The 14,899-nt window shown below is 70.6% G+C and carries 18 protein-coding genes; 9 read left to right on the top strand and 9 right to left on the bottom strand.

The window, feature by feature from the left end:
* Nucleotides 1-26 precede the first annotated feature (26 nt).
* Nucleotides 27-404 carry a hypothetical protein gene (locus ACIRSS_RS12890; RefSeq protein ID WP_400894108.1) on the bottom strand — a complete coding sequence of 126 codons (378 nt, stop codon included), beginning with the start codon at nt 402-404 and terminating at the stop codon, nt 27-29.
* A gap of 71 nt (nt 405-475) precedes the next feature.
* Here ACIRSS_RS12890 and ACIRSS_RS12885 point away from each other — a divergent pair, with 71 nt between their 5' ends.
* The 3 genes from ACIRSS_RS12885 to ACIRSS_RS12875 all read left to right on the top strand — a co-directional run bounded on the left by ACIRSS_RS12885 (nt 476) and on the right by ACIRSS_RS12875 (nt 2,176).
* Nucleotides 476-883: a Mov34/MPN/PAD-1 family protein gene (locus ACIRSS_RS12885; protein WP_400894106.1), complete on the top strand. Its 408-nt coding sequence runs from the start codon at nt 476-478 to the stop codon at nt 881-883.
* Nucleotides 884-949: 66 nt separating this feature from the next.
* Nucleotides 950-1,222, top strand: a complete 273-nt coding sequence (locus tag ACIRSS_RS12880; RefSeq protein ID WP_176175260.1) for a MoaD/ThiS family protein — start codon at nt 950-952, stop codon at nt 1,220-1,222.
* 3 nt (nt 1,223-1,225) lie between these two features.
* Nucleotides 1,226-2,176, top strand: a complete 951-nt coding sequence (locus tag ACIRSS_RS12875; protein WP_400894104.1) for a PLP-dependent cysteine synthase family protein — start codon at nt 1,226-1,228, stop codon at nt 2,174-2,176.
* 1 nt (nt 2,177) lies between these two features.
* On the opposite strand, the gene ACIRSS_RS12870 is transcribed toward ACIRSS_RS12875, so the two are convergent.
* Complete coding sequence (locus ACIRSS_RS12870; protein ID WP_400894103.1) at nt 2,178-3,005, bottom strand: MBL fold metallo-hydrolase; 828 nt, start codon at nt 3,003-3,005, stop codon at nt 2,178-2,180.
* 10 nt (nt 3,006-3,015) lie between these two features.
* Between ACIRSS_RS12870 and ACIRSS_RS12865 the strand changes: the two genes are divergently transcribed.
* On the top strand, nt 3,016-3,738 hold the full coding sequence (locus ACIRSS_RS12865; protein WP_400897436.1) for an aspartate/glutamate racemase family protein: 723 nt from the start codon (nt 3,016-3,018) through the stop codon (nt 3,736-3,738).
* On the opposite strand, the gene ACIRSS_RS12860 is transcribed toward ACIRSS_RS12865, so the two are convergent.
* Entirely contained in the window at nt 3,728-4,576 is an 849-nt protein-coding gene (locus tag ACIRSS_RS12860) for an arylamine N-acetyltransferase (RefSeq protein WP_400894101.1), read from the bottom strand. The genes ACIRSS_RS12865 and ACIRSS_RS12860 overlap by 11 nt on opposite strands.
* A gap of 91 nt (nt 4,577-4,667) precedes the next feature.
* Here ACIRSS_RS12860 and ACIRSS_RS12855 point away from each other — a divergent pair, with 91 nt between their 5' ends.
* From ACIRSS_RS12855 to rdgB, 5 genes are read left to right on the top strand one after another with little or no spacing between them, the layout of a single operon-like run.
* Complete coding sequence (locus ACIRSS_RS12855) at nt 4,668-5,306, top strand: rhomboid family intramembrane serine protease (protein ID WP_400894099.1); 639 nt, start codon at nt 4,668-4,670, stop codon at nt 5,304-5,306.
* On the top strand, nt 5,303-6,109 hold the full coding sequence (murI, locus tag ACIRSS_RS12850; protein ID WP_400894097.1) for a glutamate racemase: 807 nt from the start codon (nt 5,303-5,305) through the stop codon (nt 6,107-6,109). Before ACIRSS_RS12855 ends, murI begins: the two co-directional genes overlap by 4 nt.
* A 29-nt stretch (nt 6,110-6,138) precedes the next feature.
* Nucleotides 6,139-6,906: an MBL fold metallo-hydrolase gene (locus ACIRSS_RS12845; RefSeq protein WP_400894095.1), complete on the top strand. Its 768-nt coding sequence runs from the start codon at nt 6,139-6,141 to the stop codon at nt 6,904-6,906.
* Nucleotides 6,907-6,930: 24 nt separating this feature from the next.
* Nucleotides 6,931-7,707: a ribonuclease PH gene (rph, locus tag ACIRSS_RS12840; RefSeq protein ID WP_400894093.1), complete on the top strand. Its 777-nt coding sequence runs from the start codon at nt 6,931-6,933 to the stop codon at nt 7,705-7,707.
* The gene (gene rdgB / locus ACIRSS_RS12835) at nt 7,704-8,312 is read left to right on the top strand and encodes an RdgB/HAM1 family non-canonical purine NTP pyrophosphatase (protein ID WP_400894091.1); all 609 of its coding nucleotides are present in this window, start codon (nt 7,704-7,706) and stop codon (nt 8,310-8,312) included. The genes rph and rdgB overlap by 4 nt, the downstream gene beginning before the upstream one ends.
* On the opposite strand, the gene ACIRSS_RS12830 is transcribed toward rdgB, so the two are convergent.
* From ACIRSS_RS12830 to ACIRSS_RS12805, 6 genes are all read right to left on the bottom strand, one after another.
* Nucleotides 8,309-11,440 carry an NACHT domain-containing protein gene (locus ACIRSS_RS12830; protein WP_400894089.1) on the bottom strand — a complete coding sequence of 1,044 codons (3,132 nt, stop codon included), beginning with the start codon at nt 11,438-11,440 and terminating at the stop codon, nt 8,309-8,311. The two genes, rdgB and ACIRSS_RS12830, sit on opposite strands and share 4 nt — an antisense overlap.
* Before the next feature lie 79 nt (nt 11,441-11,519).
* Nucleotides 11,520-11,993 (bottom strand): thioredoxin-dependent thiol peroxidase, encoded by a 474-nt coding sequence (gene bcp / locus ACIRSS_RS12825; RefSeq protein WP_400894087.1) that lies wholly within the window; start codon nt 11,991-11,993, stop codon nt 11,520-11,522.
* Between the two features lie 15 nt (nt 11,994-12,008).
* Nucleotides 12,009-12,551, bottom strand: coding sequence for a hypothetical protein (locus tag ACIRSS_RS12820; RefSeq protein ID WP_400894085.1), 543 nt, complete (start codon nt 12,549-12,551; stop codon nt 12,009-12,011).
* 192 nt (nt 12,552-12,743) lie between these two features.
* Entirely contained in the window at nt 12,744-12,926 is a 183-nt protein-coding gene (locus ACIRSS_RS12815; protein ID WP_364452639.1) for a hypothetical protein, read from the bottom strand.
* Between the two features lie 135 nt (nt 12,927-13,061).
* Nucleotides 13,062-13,949 (bottom strand): hypothetical protein, encoded by an 888-nt coding sequence (locus ACIRSS_RS12810; protein WP_400894084.1) that lies wholly within the window; start codon nt 13,947-13,949, stop codon nt 13,062-13,064.
* Between the two features lie 49 nt (nt 13,950-13,998).
* Nucleotides 13,999-14,889: an AraC family transcriptional regulator N-terminal domain-containing protein gene (locus ACIRSS_RS12805; protein WP_400894082.1), complete on the bottom strand. Its 891-nt coding sequence runs from the start codon at nt 14,887-14,889 to the stop codon at nt 13,999-14,001.
* Nucleotides 14,890-14,899 lie beyond the last annotated feature (10 nt).

Genomic DNA, 14,899 nt, shown 5'->3' with positions numbered 1-14,899 from the left:
GCGGGCACCCGGGAGCTGTGACCGGGTCAGAGGTCCGGGAGCGGGTCCGGCGGCAGGTCGTGGGCGCCTTCGAGGTTCGCCGCGCGGACGGCGCTCACGTACTCCTCGTCGATCTCCAGGTGCAGCCGGGCGAAGGACAGCACCGGGCCGAGCGACGGGTGGACCTCGACCGGGCCGATCTCGATGCGCCGGGGGAGCCGGTCGTAGACCGCCTTCGGCGTGTAGCGGCGGAACCGGCCGCCGTAGAGCACCGTGATCGCGCGGTCGGTGACCACGATGAAGAACGCGGCCCGGGTGCGGACGCCGTCGACGTAGAGTGAGGTGCCGGGGATGAGGTACTGGATCCGCTCGCCGTCTTCGAGGAACTCGCGGCAGCGTTCGCGGGCGTTCGCGGGCATCGGCATCCACCGATTGTCCTGGTGAGCGCAATATCTCATCATCTGGACAGCTTGTGTCCACCACCTAAGATGTCGGTGTGCTCCGGATCCGCCGTGAACTCGTCGACGAGATCGTCGCCCATGCCCGTCGTGACCACCCCGACGAGGCGTGCGGCGTCATCGCCGGGCCCGAAGGGTCCGACTCGCCCGAGCGGTTCATCCCCATGCTCAACGCCGCCCGGTCGCCGACGTTCTACGAGTTCGACTCCGGTGACCTGCTGAAGCTCTACCGGGAGATGGACGCCAACGACGAGGTGCCGGTGGTGATCTACCACTCGCACACCGCGACCGAGGCCTACCCGTCGCGGACCGACGCGAACATCGCGGCCGAGCCGGACGCGCACTACGTGCTCGTCTCCACCCGCGACCCCGAAGTGCACGAGTTCCGGTCGTACCGGATCGTGGACGCCGAGATCACCGAGGAGCCGGTCGAGATCGTCGACTGAGCCCGTCGGAATAAACCGCCGCGCCACCGGCGTCTGCGTGTAAGAACCCACCGGAGGTAAGAACCCATGGCCGTGACCGTCTCCATCCCGACGATCCTGCGCACCCACACCGGCGGCGAGAAGTCCGTCGAGGCGAAGGGCGCGACCGTCCTCGAGGTCATCGACGACGTCGAGTCCCGGCACGCCGGCCTCAAGGCGCGCCTGGTGAAGGAGGAGAAGCTGCACCGCTTCATCAACGTCTACGTCAACGACGAGGACGTGCGCTTCGCCGGCGGGCTCGAGGCCGAGGTCAAGGACGGCGACACCCTGACCATCCTCCCCGCCGTGGCCGGTGGCTGATCGATGGCTCGCTTCGAGTCCCTGCTCGACGCGCTCGGCGGCACCCCGCTGGTCGGGCTGCCCCGGCTCTCGCCCACGCACGACGTGCGCCTGTGGGCGAAGCTGGAGGACCGCAACCCGACCGGCTCGATCAAGGACCGCCCCGCGCTGGCCATGATCGAAGCCGCCGAGCGCGAGGGCAAGCTGCGCCGCGGCTCCACGATCCTGGAGCCGACGTCGGGCAACACCGGCATCTCGCTGGCCATGGCCGCCAAGCTCAAGGGCTACGGGCTGGTCTGCGTCATGCCGGAGAACACCTCGACCGAGCGCAAGCAGCTGCTGCAGGCCTACGGCGCGCGGATCGTGTTCTCCCCGGCCGCGGGCGGCTCGAACGAAGCTGTCCGGCGGGCGAAGGAGCTGGCGGAGGCGAACCCCGAGTGGGTGATGCTCTACCAGTACGGCAACCCGGCCAACGCCGACGCGCACTACCGCGGCACCGGGCCCGAGCTGCTGAAGGACCTGCCGACGCTGACGCACTTCGTCGGTGGTCTCGGCACGACCGGCACGCTGGTCGGCGTCGGGCGCTACCTGCACGAGGCGAAGCCGGACGTCCAGGTGATCGCGGCCGAGCCCCGCTACGGTGAGCTGGTGTACGGCCTGCGCAACCTCGACGAGGGGTTCGTCCCGGAGCTGTACGACCCCAGCGTCCTCAACGGCCGCTTCTCCGTCGGCGCGTACGACGCGCTGCGCCGCACGCGCGAGCTGCTGGAGCACGAAGGCATCTTCGCGGGCATTTCGACCGGCGCGGTGCTGCACGCGGCGCTGGCGGTGGCCGAGAAGGCCGCGGCGCGCGGCGAGACGGCGGACGTCGCTTTCGTCGTCGCGGACGCGGGGTGGAAGTACCTGTCGACGGGGGCTTACGCGGGGTCGCTCGACGAGGCCGCCGAACGGCTGGACGGGCAGCTCTGGGCCTGAGTCACTCGGCCTTCCACAGCTCGGGCAGGGCCAGGTCGACGCCGTCGGCCTCGGCCAGCCGCTCGAAGGTCGCCATCGTCGCTCCCAGGTCGTCGAACAGCTTCGGCAGCAGCTTCAGCGGCTTGGACAGCGGGCGCCAGAAGGCGTCCCAGTGGATCGGGCGGACCGCGCGCGGTTCGAGCGCGCGGACGGTCTCGCGCCAGTACCGCTCCCGCCATTCCTCGGTCTGCTTCCCCGCCTCTCCGACCCCCAGGTAGACGACGTCGGCCCGGTAACCCGCCAAAGCGCCGGGCACGAAGTTCGCCGACGCGTGGACCTGGACGCTGGCCGCCGCGTGCGCGATGTGGAACGAGTAGCAGCGGCCGGTCTTGAACGCCTTCGCCTTGGCCGGTACCCGGACCGGCTCGGTGATCTCGCCCGGCACCCGGTCGCCGGCGCTGTGGACGGCCTCGACCGGCGTCACCGTGAAGGCGCCGAACTCGACGGGCCTGCCCGGCAGCAGCTCCTCGAAGGGCTCGGCGGCCAGGCCGTAGCCTTCCTGGACCTTCCGGGTCGACGGCGAACCGGCCAGCGTGGCGCCGGTCAGCTCGGCCACGACCGGCGCGTCGAGGACGTGGTCGACGTGGGAGTGCGCGACCAGGACGGCGTCCAGCTTCGTGACCCCGAGGCGCCGCAGGGCGTCGTCGATGCGGCCGCGATCGGGCGCCACCCGCGTCGCCATCTTCAGCAGTGACGGCCGCGAGAAGAAGCCGTCGACCAGGACGGCCGAGGTGCCGTCGGTGACCAGGACGTTCGACACCCCGGCGAAAGCCGTGCGCAGTTCGGGCATGCTGGACAGCATGAAGGTCATCGGGCTGCTCGGCGGGATGAGCTGGGAATCTTCCGCCGAGTACTACCGCCTCGTGAACGAGCGGGTGAAGACCGCGCTCGGCGGGTTCCACTCGGCGCACACGATCCTCTACTCCGTCGACTTCGCCGCCATCGAAGCGATGCAGGCCGAAGACCGCTGGGACGACGCCGGCGCCGAGCTGAACCGCGCGGCCCGCGCGTTGGAGGCCGCCGGTGCCGACGTCGTCGTGCTCTGCACCAACACCATGCACAAGGTCGCCGACCGGCTCGAAGACGGCCTCGGCATCCCCTTGCTGCACCTCGGCGACGCCACCGCCGAGGCCGTCAAGGCCGCCGGGATCCGGCGGGTCGGGCTGCTCGGCACCGGGTTCACCATGGGACAGCCGTTCTACCGCGACCGGCTCGCCGCGCACGGCCTCGACGTGCTCGTGCCCGCCGAAGCCGACCGCGATCTCGTCCACCGCGTCATCTACGACGAGCTCGTGCTCGGCGTCGTGAAGCCGGAGTCGCGCGAGGCCTATCGCGGCGTGATCGCACGGCTCGTCGAGGCCGGTGCCGAGGGCGTGATCTACGGCTGCACCGAGATCGAGCTGCTCGTCGGCCCGGACGACTCGCCCGTGCCGACCTTCCCCACCTCCCGCCTGCACGCCGACGCCGCCGTCGACTACGCGCTCGGCAAGGCCCCGCTGCCGCCGGCGCCGGTCACACGCTGACCACCGGCCCGCCCGCGTGGGCCTCGTGCTGCGTCACGACCTGCCGCCACAGCCGCTCGCGCTCCTCGTCCGTGAACAGGTCCGGGGTGACGCCGAAGACGTCCGCCGCGGCCGTCCACCACTCGGCCGGCGACTCGACGACCTCCTTCACGCCGTGGCGGTTCAGGGAGAGCGCACGCAGGGTGTCGACGCCCGCCGCGTCCCGCCGTTGCAGCACGCAGACCCGGACGAACCCGGACTCCGGCGAGGTCGACAGCCACGCGTGCTTCTCCGCGAAGTCGCCCATCTCCGCCGCGCCGGGGGCGAAGTCGAAGCCGGTGAAGCTGCCCGACGGGTCGTGGTCGAACCGCCAGCCGCCCGGCGCGACCTCCGACGGCCGCAGCCGGTAGGTGTGCGGGCCCTGGGTGTACGTGCCTTCCCGTAGGGGGAGCGGCTCGTGGATGCCGTCGCCCAGCCCGACGTCGGCCAGCCAAGTCGCCCCGGGGTCGTCCGGCAGGCCGGTGACGGTCAGCGCCAGGTGGTTGCGGTCGACGTTCGGCGCGTCGCCCGGACCGCCCTGCACCCCGCCGAGGTGGCGCGTGACCTGGTAGCCGAGCTCGCGCAGCAGCGCCGAAAAGGCGCCGTTCAGGTGGTAGCAGTACCCGCCGCGGCCACGCAGGATCCGCGCCAGCGACGCCGACGGCTCCAGCGGCGTCGGCCGCCCGAGCTGGACCTCCAGCGCCTCGTACGGCACGCGCTCGACCTGCGCCGCGTGCAGCCGCCGCAGCGCGGCCACGCTCGGCGGCTCCGCCTCGAGGCCGAGCCGGTCCAAGTACCCGTTCACGTCGAAGTTCCCCATGCCGCAGACGCTAGCGGGAGGCACCGACAAAAACGTGGATCAGGGATTTCACCCGAGGTGGAGGCGCCGCGATCGACGTAGCGTCGATCACGTGAGCACTTCGAACCCCGCCCCGGAAACCGACGTCGCCCAGCGCGTCCTGCCGCCGAAGCCCAAGGCGGCCGCGATCGTGGCGCTCTCCTTCACCCTGCTGCTCTACCTGGTCGAGCTGGTGGATGTGATCTTGCCCGGCGACCTGGTCCAGGGCGGCATCCACTCGCGGGTCCTCTCCGGTCTCGACGGCGTGCTGTTCGCGCCGCTGCTGCACGCCGGCTGGTCGCACCTGTTCGCGAACACGGTGCCCGTGCTCGTCTTCTCTTTCCTCGCGATGGCCGCCGGGATCGGCCGGTTCGCGCTGGTCACGGCCATCATCTGGGTGGTGTCCGGGCTCGGCGTGTGGCTGATCGGGCCGGCGAACGGGGTCACCGTCGGCGCGTCCGGGCTGGCCTTCGGCTGGCTCGCCTACCTGCTGGTGCGCGGCATCTTCAACCGCGCGGCCGGGCAGATCCTGGTCGCCGTCGTCCTGCTCGGCGTGTGGAGCGGCATGCTCGCCGGGCTGCTGCCGGGCAACCCCGGCGTTTCCTGGCAGGGACACGTCTTCGGCGCGCTGGCCGGCGTCCTCGCGGCGTGGCTGACGAGCCGCCGGTCGCGCAAGGTCGTCCCGGCGGCGACGGGTAACCTCGAAGGGTGACCTCATCGCCCGCTGATGCCCCGATCGGCGTGTTCGATTCCGGTGTCGGCGGGCTGACGGTGGCGAGGGCGCTCCTCGAGCAGCTGCCCGCCGAGCAGCTCCGGTACGTCGGTGACACGGCGCGCAACCCGTACGGGCCGCTCCCCATCGCCACCGCGCGCGGCTACGCGCTCGAGGCGCTCGACGAGATCGTCGAGAGCGGAGTGAAAGCCCTGGTCATCGCGTGCAACACGGCGTCCGCGGCCTGCCTGCGCGACGCACGTGAGCGCTACGACGTGCCGGTCATCGAGGTGGTCCTCCCGGCCGCGCGGCGCGCCGTCGTGGCCACCCACACCGGCCGGGTCGGCGTGATCGGCACCGAGGGCACCGTGCGCTCGCGCGCGTACGAGGACGCGTTCGCCGCCGCGCCGGGCATCACCCTCACCAGCGTCGCCTGCCCGCGGTTCGTCGACTTCGTCGAGCGCGGCATCACCTCCGGCCGCCAGGTGCTCGGGCTCGCGCAGGGCTACCTGCAGCCGCTGCTCGACGCCGAGGTCGACACGCTCGTGCTCGGCTGCACGCACTACCCGCTCCTGCAGGGCGTGCTGCAGATCGTGATGGGCCAGGAGGTCACCCTCGTGTCGAGCGCGGACGAGACGGCCAAGGACGTCGTCCGCGTGCTCACCGAGCGGGACCTGCTGACGACCCGGGAGACCCCGCCGCGGCACGAGTTCCTGGCCACCGGCTCGGCCGAGCCGTTCACCCGGCTCGCCGCGCGGTTCATGGGGTTCGCCCCGGGTGTCCTCGCTCCCACCACCGCGTGATCAGGCGCCCGGGCGCTTAGGGTGTCGACGTGCGACTGACCATCCTCGGGTGCTCCGGCAGCATCCCCGGGCCGAACACCGCGGCGTCCGGCTACCTGGTCGAGGCCGAGGGCTTCCTGCTCGGCCTCGAACTCGGCAACGGCACGCTGGCGCAGCTGCAGGCCGTGGCCGACCCGTTCGACCTGGACGCCCTGGTGCTCACGCACCTGCACCCCGATCACTGCGCCGACGTCAGCGCGCTCACCGTCCTGCGGCGCTACCACCCGGCGCCGCCGTACCCGGCGCGCCCGCGCCTGCTGCCGCTCTACGCGCCGCCGGACGCGCCGGTCCGGCTGGCCAACGCGTACGCGCCCAACGAGACCGAGCGGGCCGTCACGGACCTCTCCGACGTCTACGCCTTCCACCCGCTGCGGGCGGAGCCGTTCCGGATCGGGCCGTTCGAGGTCGTCGCGGTCGAGGTCGACCACCCGACCCCGGCGTACGGACTGCGCATCTCCTACGGCGGCCGGATCCTGGCGTTCACCGGCGACACCGGGCCGTGCCGGGCGCTGAACGAGCTCGCCGACGGCGTCGACCTGCTGCTGGCCGAGGCGTCCTGGACGGATTCGGCGGAACGGCCGGCGGGCGTGCACCTGTCGGGCAAGCAGGCCGGTGAGCTGGCGCGCGACGCCGGCGTCGGCCGGCTGCTGCTGACGCACATCGCGCCGTGGACGGACGCCGGCGCGGTCCTGGCCGAGGCCTCGGTGGAGTTCCCCGGCGCCGAGGTCGTCAAGCAGGGTGCCGTATACGACGTCTGAGCGGCCGGTCCTAGAGTGCTCTCCGTGGCTCGCAAAGATGGCAGGAACGACGACCAGCTCCGGGACATCAAGATCACCCGGGGGTTCCAGCAGTGGCCGGCGGGGTCGGTCCTGATCGAATTCGGCAACACGCGCGTGCTGTGCGCGGCGAGCGTCACCGAAGGCGTGCCGCGCTGGCGGGCCGGGTCCGGGCTGGGGTGGGTGACCGCCGAGTACGCGATGCTGCCGTCGGCGACGAACACCCGCGGCGACCGCGAGTCGGTCAAGGGCCGCATCGGCGGGCGCACGCACGAGATTTCGCGGCTGATCGGCCGCTCGCTGCGGGCCTGCATCGACCTGGCGGCGCTGGGCGAGAACACGATCGTCATCGACTGCGACGTCATCCAGGCCGACGGCGGCACCCGCACGGCCGCGGTGACCGGCGGGTACGTCGCGCTGGCGGACGCGGTCACGTGGCTGGGCGCGGCGAACCGGCTCAACGACCCGCAGCCGCTGTCGTCGTCGGTGGCGGCGGTGAGCGTCGGCGTGGTCGACGGCCGCGTGCGGCTCGACCTGCCGTACGAAGAGGACTCGCGCGCCGAGGTCGACATGAACGTGGTGGCCACGGACGCGGGCACGCTGATCGAGGTCCAGGGCACCGGCGAGGGCGCGACGTTCGCGCGGTCCACTTTGGACACGATGCTGGACATGGCGCTGGCGGGGTGTGAGGAGCTGACCCGCCTGCAGAACGAGGCGCTGGCGCTGCCGTACCCGGGCGAGCTGCCGGAGCCGCGTCCGGACAAGAAGAAGGGCTCGAAGTGACGAAGCTGCTGCTGGCGACGCGCAACGCGAAGAAGCTGGGCGAGCTGCGGCGGATCCTCGTCGCGGAGGGGATTTCGGGGATAGAGGTCCTCGGTCTCGCGGACGTGCCCGACTTCCCTGAGGCGCCCGAGACAGCGCCGGACTTCGAGGGCAACGCGGTGGCGAAGGCCCGCGACGCGGTGGCGGCGTGCGGGCTGCCGGCCATCGCCGATGATTCGGGTCTCGCGGTCGACGCGTTGAACGGCATGCCGGGCGTGTTGTCGGCGCGGTGGTCGGGTGGCCATGGCGACGACGACGCCAATTTGGACTTGGTGCTGGGGCAGCTGCGGGACGTGCCGGACGAGAGGCGCGGGGCACAGTTCGTGTGCGCGGCGGCTCTTGTTTTGGTGTCGGGTGAGGAGACGGTGGTCCGCGGCGAGTGGCGCGGGTCGTTGGTCCGCGCGCGGCGGGGTGTGAATGGGTTCGGGTATGACCCGATCTTCGTGCCCGACGGGGAGTCGCGGACGTCGGCGGAGATGGAGCCGGCGGAGAAGGACGCGGTTTCCCACCGGGGCAGGGCGTTGCGGGCCCTGCTCCCGGCGTTGCGGGAACTCGCCGAGGGTTAGCGGACGATCAGCTTGACGCCGGGGCCGAGCTTCTCGACGCCGCGGAGCTCGGTTCCGGTGACCGTGATGGTCACGTTCAGTTCAGCCAGCGGGCTCAGGTCCACCGGTCCGATGATTGAGTCAAGAGTCAGCTTGCGCAGCTTTCCGCCAGCAGCGATAGGGCTGAGATCGCCGACCTTCATGCCGTGGAGATTGAGGTTTGCCACCCGAGGAAAGCAGCCGATGATTGTCTCGCCGGCAATCATCGCTCCCTTGCTTTCCTGATGAATTACGACGTTCGTTGGTGCGGTCAACGGTATCGAGGTGGCTAACGTCTTCGGGTGGACTCCTTCCAGGGACAAATGGTTCAATTTTTCCAGCGATGCGAGCGGGTCGAGGCTTCTCACCCGCTGCAGATGACTGAGGCTGAGCAGTTCGAGGCTTGTCAGCTCGCTGAAAGGTTCGAGATTTCGCCAGGGAAGATAACTGTAAAGTATGAAATACCTGAGTCGCTCGAGACTTTTAAGGTTTCGTATACCGGTGAATTTTCGGGCGAAGAAAAGGAAGACTGATGCCAGGTTTGCGTGATCGGTCAACGAACTGAGATCCACCGTTTCTTCCTCGTGGAAGAATACCGAGGCGGATGTTAAGGACGGCAAATAGTTGAGTGTGCTGAGATCCGATTGTCGCTCGGCGGCAGGCAGGACGACCAGCAGCCTGGCAAGGTTCTTGAGGTGGCGCACGTGCGGTAAGAGACGCGTGCTCTTGACGCTCGCTGTGCCTCCGGCTAGCGGAGAATCGGCCAGAACTTCGATCGCGTAGCTTTCGGGGTCGAAAAACTGCCAGGCCTGGATCAGTTGTTCTTGAACCTTCAAGCGTGGGTCTTGCGCGTAGTTACGCAGCAGCCTCAATGCGTCGGTACCTGCGGTGAGCGCAGCCGCCCGTACTGAAGCCGCTGCCATCGCGTTCGACAACCCCTCGAGGGTCTCGGGCATGTACCGCAGAACGCGATGCCCGATCGATGCCAATGACTGTGTCTCTCGCATGCTTCGCGGTGGCACCAAGTGTTCCTGGATCATCGCCTCGACCCGGGCGATGACGTCCGGCGACACGTTGCTCACCGTCTCGAGGCAGGCCGCCGCCAGCAACCGCAGGTGCCGGGCGTGACGGGTTCCCTCGTCCGCCCGGTCCAGAATTCCGTTCAGCAACGTCCCCGCCTGATGGTGTTTCGCGTGGCCGCACGCCATCACGATCGTCTCCCACCACGTGTCCAGGTGGGCTCGGTCGATCAGCGTCTCCAGATAGTCCTGCTCGGTCGCTTCGTTGGCGGCCAGGCACTCCTGGAATGTTCGGTGCACGAAGTCGACCCGGTCCCGCACCGGCTCGCGGAGTACCCCGCTGCGTTCCAAAAGGTGATCCAGCACTTCGTCCGGCGTGTGGTCGACGTGTGGCAGCGACGGCAAGCGCCGGGCTAGGTGCTGCCGGACGCGATCCTTGGGCAGTTCCACCTTCGAAGCCATGGTGAGCCGCCACGCCAGATCGCCGAGCAGGATCTGCTTCTGCGCCTCCGTGAGGATCACGCCGATCTTGCGCTCCGCATCGCGCAGGTGCAGCAACATGGACAGCGCCTTGCGGTACAGATCCATCCGGTCCCGCGGTAGCTCCGACCGGTGGGCCAGATTGAGCGCGCACAACATCGCGCAAAGCAACGGGCTCGCGGCCAGAGTTCGTAAGTGCGGCCGGCTGTCCAGTTGGTTGAGCAGCCGCCTCTGGACCGCGGGCAGGTCGGTGTCCGACCTCACTGTGCCGCCGGCTGCGGCCGCCTTGTGCCAACGCTCCACCAGCGCTCTGATGTCGTCGGCGTTCATCGGCTCGAGCAGGACGCAGCTGAACCCTTCCTGGAGCAACCAGTTCTGGTCCGCCGCGGCCGTGCGGGAGGTCACGACGATCACGTTGGCCGGGAAAGCCAGCGCCAGCTCTCGCAGCCACGCCTTCACCTCGCGACGGTGGCCGGTGCCCACCTCGTCGACCCCGTCGACCAGGACCATGGCCCGGCCCGCATCGAGCAGGCGGCGTGCCCAGCCCTCCGGCGGCGCCAGCATCGGCGCGATGTGCGCGACGAACTCTTCCGGACGCGGTAGCGGCTTCGCGGCGAAGGAGCGCAGCCGGATCGGGAACGGCACCCGGCCGTTCCAGTCGGCGAGCTTGCCGGTGAACCGGCCGCCAGCCGCCGTCACGGCCAGCCAGTCCAGCAGCGTCGTCTTGCCCGACCCGGCCTCCCCACGCACCAGGACCCGGATGGTGCCGCTCAGGGCCGTCTCTACTCGCATGTTCGCGCTACCCGCGTGATCTTGTCGCTTTTCGAACCACAACTCGTCGATGCGACGGTCGGCCGCGCGGGATTCGCCCTCGGGCGAGACGCTCAAGCTCAGGTAGGCGACCGTCAGTGGCAACGCTGGCTGATCGTCCATCGTTAGACCGAGCAGTTCGAGCCGGTCGAGGTCACGGGCGAGCAAGCTCAGATACGTCGCCTCGAACTCGGCGTCGTGATCCGTGCCGTCCGGGGCCGTGAGGCTCGTCTTCGGGAGCCGGGCCAGCAGCTCCTCCAGCTGGTCACTCTGCTTGCTCAGTCGCCCCAGCAGCTCCGCCAGTGCGCGCGGCTGGAACGACGGCAGGTGCCGGACCACCTGCACCAGGTGCCGGCACGCCTGGTCGAGCGCCAGCTCGTACAGCGCCGCCGCCTTCGGCGCGAGGTGCCGCGAAGCCGCCAGGTCGGGCAACGAACCGCGGATCTTGCGAGCCAGCTGCTCGGGATCCGCGTCCGCCGACAGCAACGCCTCGTCCGACAGATCCGCTTTCGTCAGCGCGTCTTCAACCGCGAGGAAAGCCGCGTCGATTTCGTTCTGCGGCAGCGTCGAGAAGCGGTCCGCGAGGACCTGCTCCAGCTGCTCGGCCACCTGCATGCCGATGTTCTGGACCAGGTTCTCCAGCTTGCGCCGCTCGAGCGGCCCCTTCAGCTCACCAGCCGCCAGGTCGACCAGGTCAGCAGACCGCGCGACGCTGGCCTTCCGCCGTTGCAGCCACGACTTCGCCGCCGTTGAAGCGATTTGCCCGCCAAGCTTCAGCGCCGGTGCTTCCAAGCCCGTCAAAACCGTCCTCCCGCCCTCAGACCGCCGGATGTTTCCTGGCGGACCGAGGGAGGACAAGCCTGCAAGCGGGTGGAAGAAGTCAGGAAGCCAGGCCGAGGTCCCGGATCAGCTTCGCCACGTGGCCGGTCGCGCGGACGTTGTAGAACGCGTTCGCGATCTTGCCCTCCGGGTCCACCACGAACGTCGAACGGATCACGCCCATGTAGGTCTTGCCGTAGTTCTTCTTCTCGCCGTACGCGCCCCAGGCCTCGATCACCGTTTTCTCGGGGTCGCCCAGGAGCGGGAACGTCAGGCTCTCGTTCGCGGCGAACTTCGCCAGCTTCGCCTGCGTGTCCGGGGAGATGCCGATGACCTGGTAGCCCGCGTCGTTCAGCTCGGCGAGGTTGTCGCGGAAGTCGCACGCCTGCTTGGTGCAGCCCGGCGTGCTCGCCGCCGGGTAGAAGTACACGACGACGGACTTGCCGCGGAAGTCGCGCAGCGAAACGTCCTTGCCCTCGCTGTCGGGCAGGGTGAAGTCCGGGGCTTCGTCGCCGGGGGAAAGTCGCTCGGTCATGAACCGAGCGTAGCGTCAGGCCGGACCGCAGTAGGTGACCGCGGCGGGCTCGGTCGCGCTAGGGCGGACCTGCAGGCGCAGCTGGGCCGGCTCCTCCGGGACCGCGAACGCCAGCGTGACGTGCACCGAACGGCCCGACGGCACGTCCTTGCCCGCGTCCGCGATGCCGGTGAACCCCTGCGTCGTGTCCACGACCTGCTTGACCGGGCTGCCCGACGAGGTCGCGGTGACCGTGAGGCCCGAGAGCTTGTACGTCGTCGCGCCGTCGTTGGTCAGCTCGACGTCGAACGCCGCGCCGCGCGCGCTGCGCGGGTACGCCGACGCGCTGGGCTGGAACGACTTGGGCGAGCCGACCGAGATGGTGAGGCCGCTGGGGAACCGGTGATCGGCGCCGAACTTGAGGTCGTTGCCCGCCTGCGAAGCCGACGCGCCCGCGCCCGCCGGCGAACCCGCGCCGAGCGCCGCGGTGCCCTCCTGCGCCGAAGGGACCCCGCACGCCACCGCCAGGGAAAGCAGTCCTGTGGTGAACATGATCTTGCACGTGCGCGCGAGCGCCATCGCGGGTACTCCAGTCGGCGGGTCGGGGGTGCCGTTCGGCAACGGGGCGTGCCGGGCGAACCCGCTCCACTCTGGCCGTGATCGCGCGGGGTTACGAGGAAACACAGGGGGTTGTCGCGCACCTGGTGCCGCGCCGTGGCCAATCCGTGACCGGAACGGCACGGGTGGTGACAATCACCACCGACATGCCACTTAAACCGCGAGCGCGAACAGCAGGATGAAGATCGCCACGCCGGCCACCCACGCGGCCATCAGCCAGCCGAAATCGCGCACCGGGTCGACCGCGCGGCTCTCCTCGCCGGGCACGTAGACGCCGCGTTCCTCGAACCAGTCGGCCCAGCGGGTGAACCAGCTCAACGGGTTGCGCGACGACATGCTTCACCTCCGGGCACCGGCATCCCCGTCACAGTACGGGTTCGGCCGGGTACACCGTAAGGCACGGGACCGGTCACCGCCCGTAACTTCGATGTACCACGGCCGAGTGAAGCTCGGCGTCGCTCGTGTAGAAGCTCAGACGACGCCGTTGCGCTGCAGGATCGATACCGCGCGGACGGTCGCGTACCCCCGCCATTCGAGCTCCGCGGCGGGCGAATAGCTCGCGAAATCGACGCGCCAGCCGCCGTCGTCCTGCTGCTCCGAGGCGAGCCGCTGCAGCTCCGCTTCGATGACGGCGTCCGCGAACAACGTGCGGGCGGGGCGGTCCGGCAGCGGCGCGAAGTCCAGTGCCCGCAGGGTTTCCCCTTCGGAACCGCCGGCCACCGGGACCAGGCCGTCGGGCGAGACGTACGCGGCCAGCCGGTCCAGCAGCGGGGCCGCCTCGGCGTGGAAGTCGTGCGCCGCGTCCACCACGCCCACCGCGAACGACAGCGCGATCGCGTGCGGTGCTTCGGAAAGCGCGCGGATTTCGCGGAAGCAGTATTCGGTCGCGGCGGCCAGCCACGGGTGGTCGCGCACCGCGCGGTCGTGGCGGGCGACGCGCAGCGCGACGCCGGCGGCGAACGCCGTGCTCTGCAGCGTCGCCTCCTTCGGGTCGGCCTGGACCCAGAAGGGCGCGCAGCCGGCCGGGTCGGCCACGGGCAGGGCGAAGGGCAGGCCGCCGTCCGGGGTCGACACCGAGGCCAGCCAGTCGCAGAGCGCGGCGGCGTGCGGGGTGGTGTCCGGGCCGAGCTCTTCGAAGACCTCGAAGGCGTGCAGCGCGCCGCCGGGCTGGCTTTCCGGCGCCCGCAGGTCGGGCTCGAGGCCCCAGCCGTAGCCCCCGTCGGGGTTGCGGTAGCCGTCGACGGCGGCCAGCACGGCGTCGGCGTGAGCTTCGCCGCGAAGCAGCTCGAAGCGGCGTCGGTCGAGGAGCCGGGCGTGCGTCGCCATGAACGACGCCGCCGCGGAAAGGTTCACAGCCATGCGCTCAGCCTCGCACCGGCGCGGGCGCGGGTCTTGAACGGATCGGACGTCACGGCAGCTGCGGCCCCGGCGCCGCCGCCGCGCGCAGCCGGGCCGCGTCTTGACCGGGCGGGGCGCCGAAGAGGCGGCGGTACTCGCGGTTGAACTGCGACGGGCTGTCGTAGCCGACGAGGTGCCCGACGCCCGCGACGTCGCCCGCGCCGGCCAGCAGCAGCGAACGGGCCTCCTGCAGGCGGATGCGCTTCTGGAACTGCAACGGGCTCATCGCGGTGACCGCGCGGAAGTGCCGGTGGAACGCCGACGGGCTCAGTCCGCTAAGCCGCGCGAGCTCGTCGATCCGCATCGGCTCGGCGAAGTTCTCGCGGATCCACCGGATCGCGCGGCCGACGTGGGCCAGCCCGCTGTCGGCCAGGCCGAGCTGGCGGACCAGACCGCCGTGCGGGCCGGTCAGCAGCCGCCAGAGGACCTCCCGCTCGATCAGCGGGGCGAGCACGGGCGCGTCGGTGGGGTGGCCGACCAGTCGCACCAGCCGGACGACGGCGTCGAGCAGCTCCGGGCTCGCGTCCCCGGTCGCGATCGGCGACGCCGGCGGCGTGCGCGGGAACCGGCCCGGTGGGGCTTCGAGCAGCAGCGGGGCGATGGCCGCGGGCCGCAGCGCCAGGCCCACGCCCAGCGCCGGCGTCTCCGGCGTCGCGCCGACGAAGTGGCCGGTCACCGGCAGGTCCGTGCCGACCAGCAGGTACTGCCCGGCGCGGTACTCGTGCACCTGCTCGCCGAGGAGCAGGCGTTTGCCGCCCTGGGCCATGACGACCAGCAGCGGCTCGGCCAGCGAGTGGTGCGGTTCGCTGGTGTCCACTTCGGACAGCAGCAGGCCCGGGATCGGCGTGCGCAGGTCGGCGCGCGCGTGGGCGGCGACGAGGTCGCGGAGCTCGGTCAGCACGTCTCCAGGG

It is taken from the genome of Amycolatopsis sp. NPDC101161 (assembly GCF_044768185.1).
In the GTDB taxonomy this organism is placed as follows: domain Bacteria; phylum Actinomycetota; class Actinomycetes; order Mycobacteriales; family Pseudonocardiaceae; genus Amycolatopsis.
The sequence above is the reverse complement of the archived record's forward strand: the minus strand, read 5'-3'. Positions and strand labels throughout refer to the sequence as shown.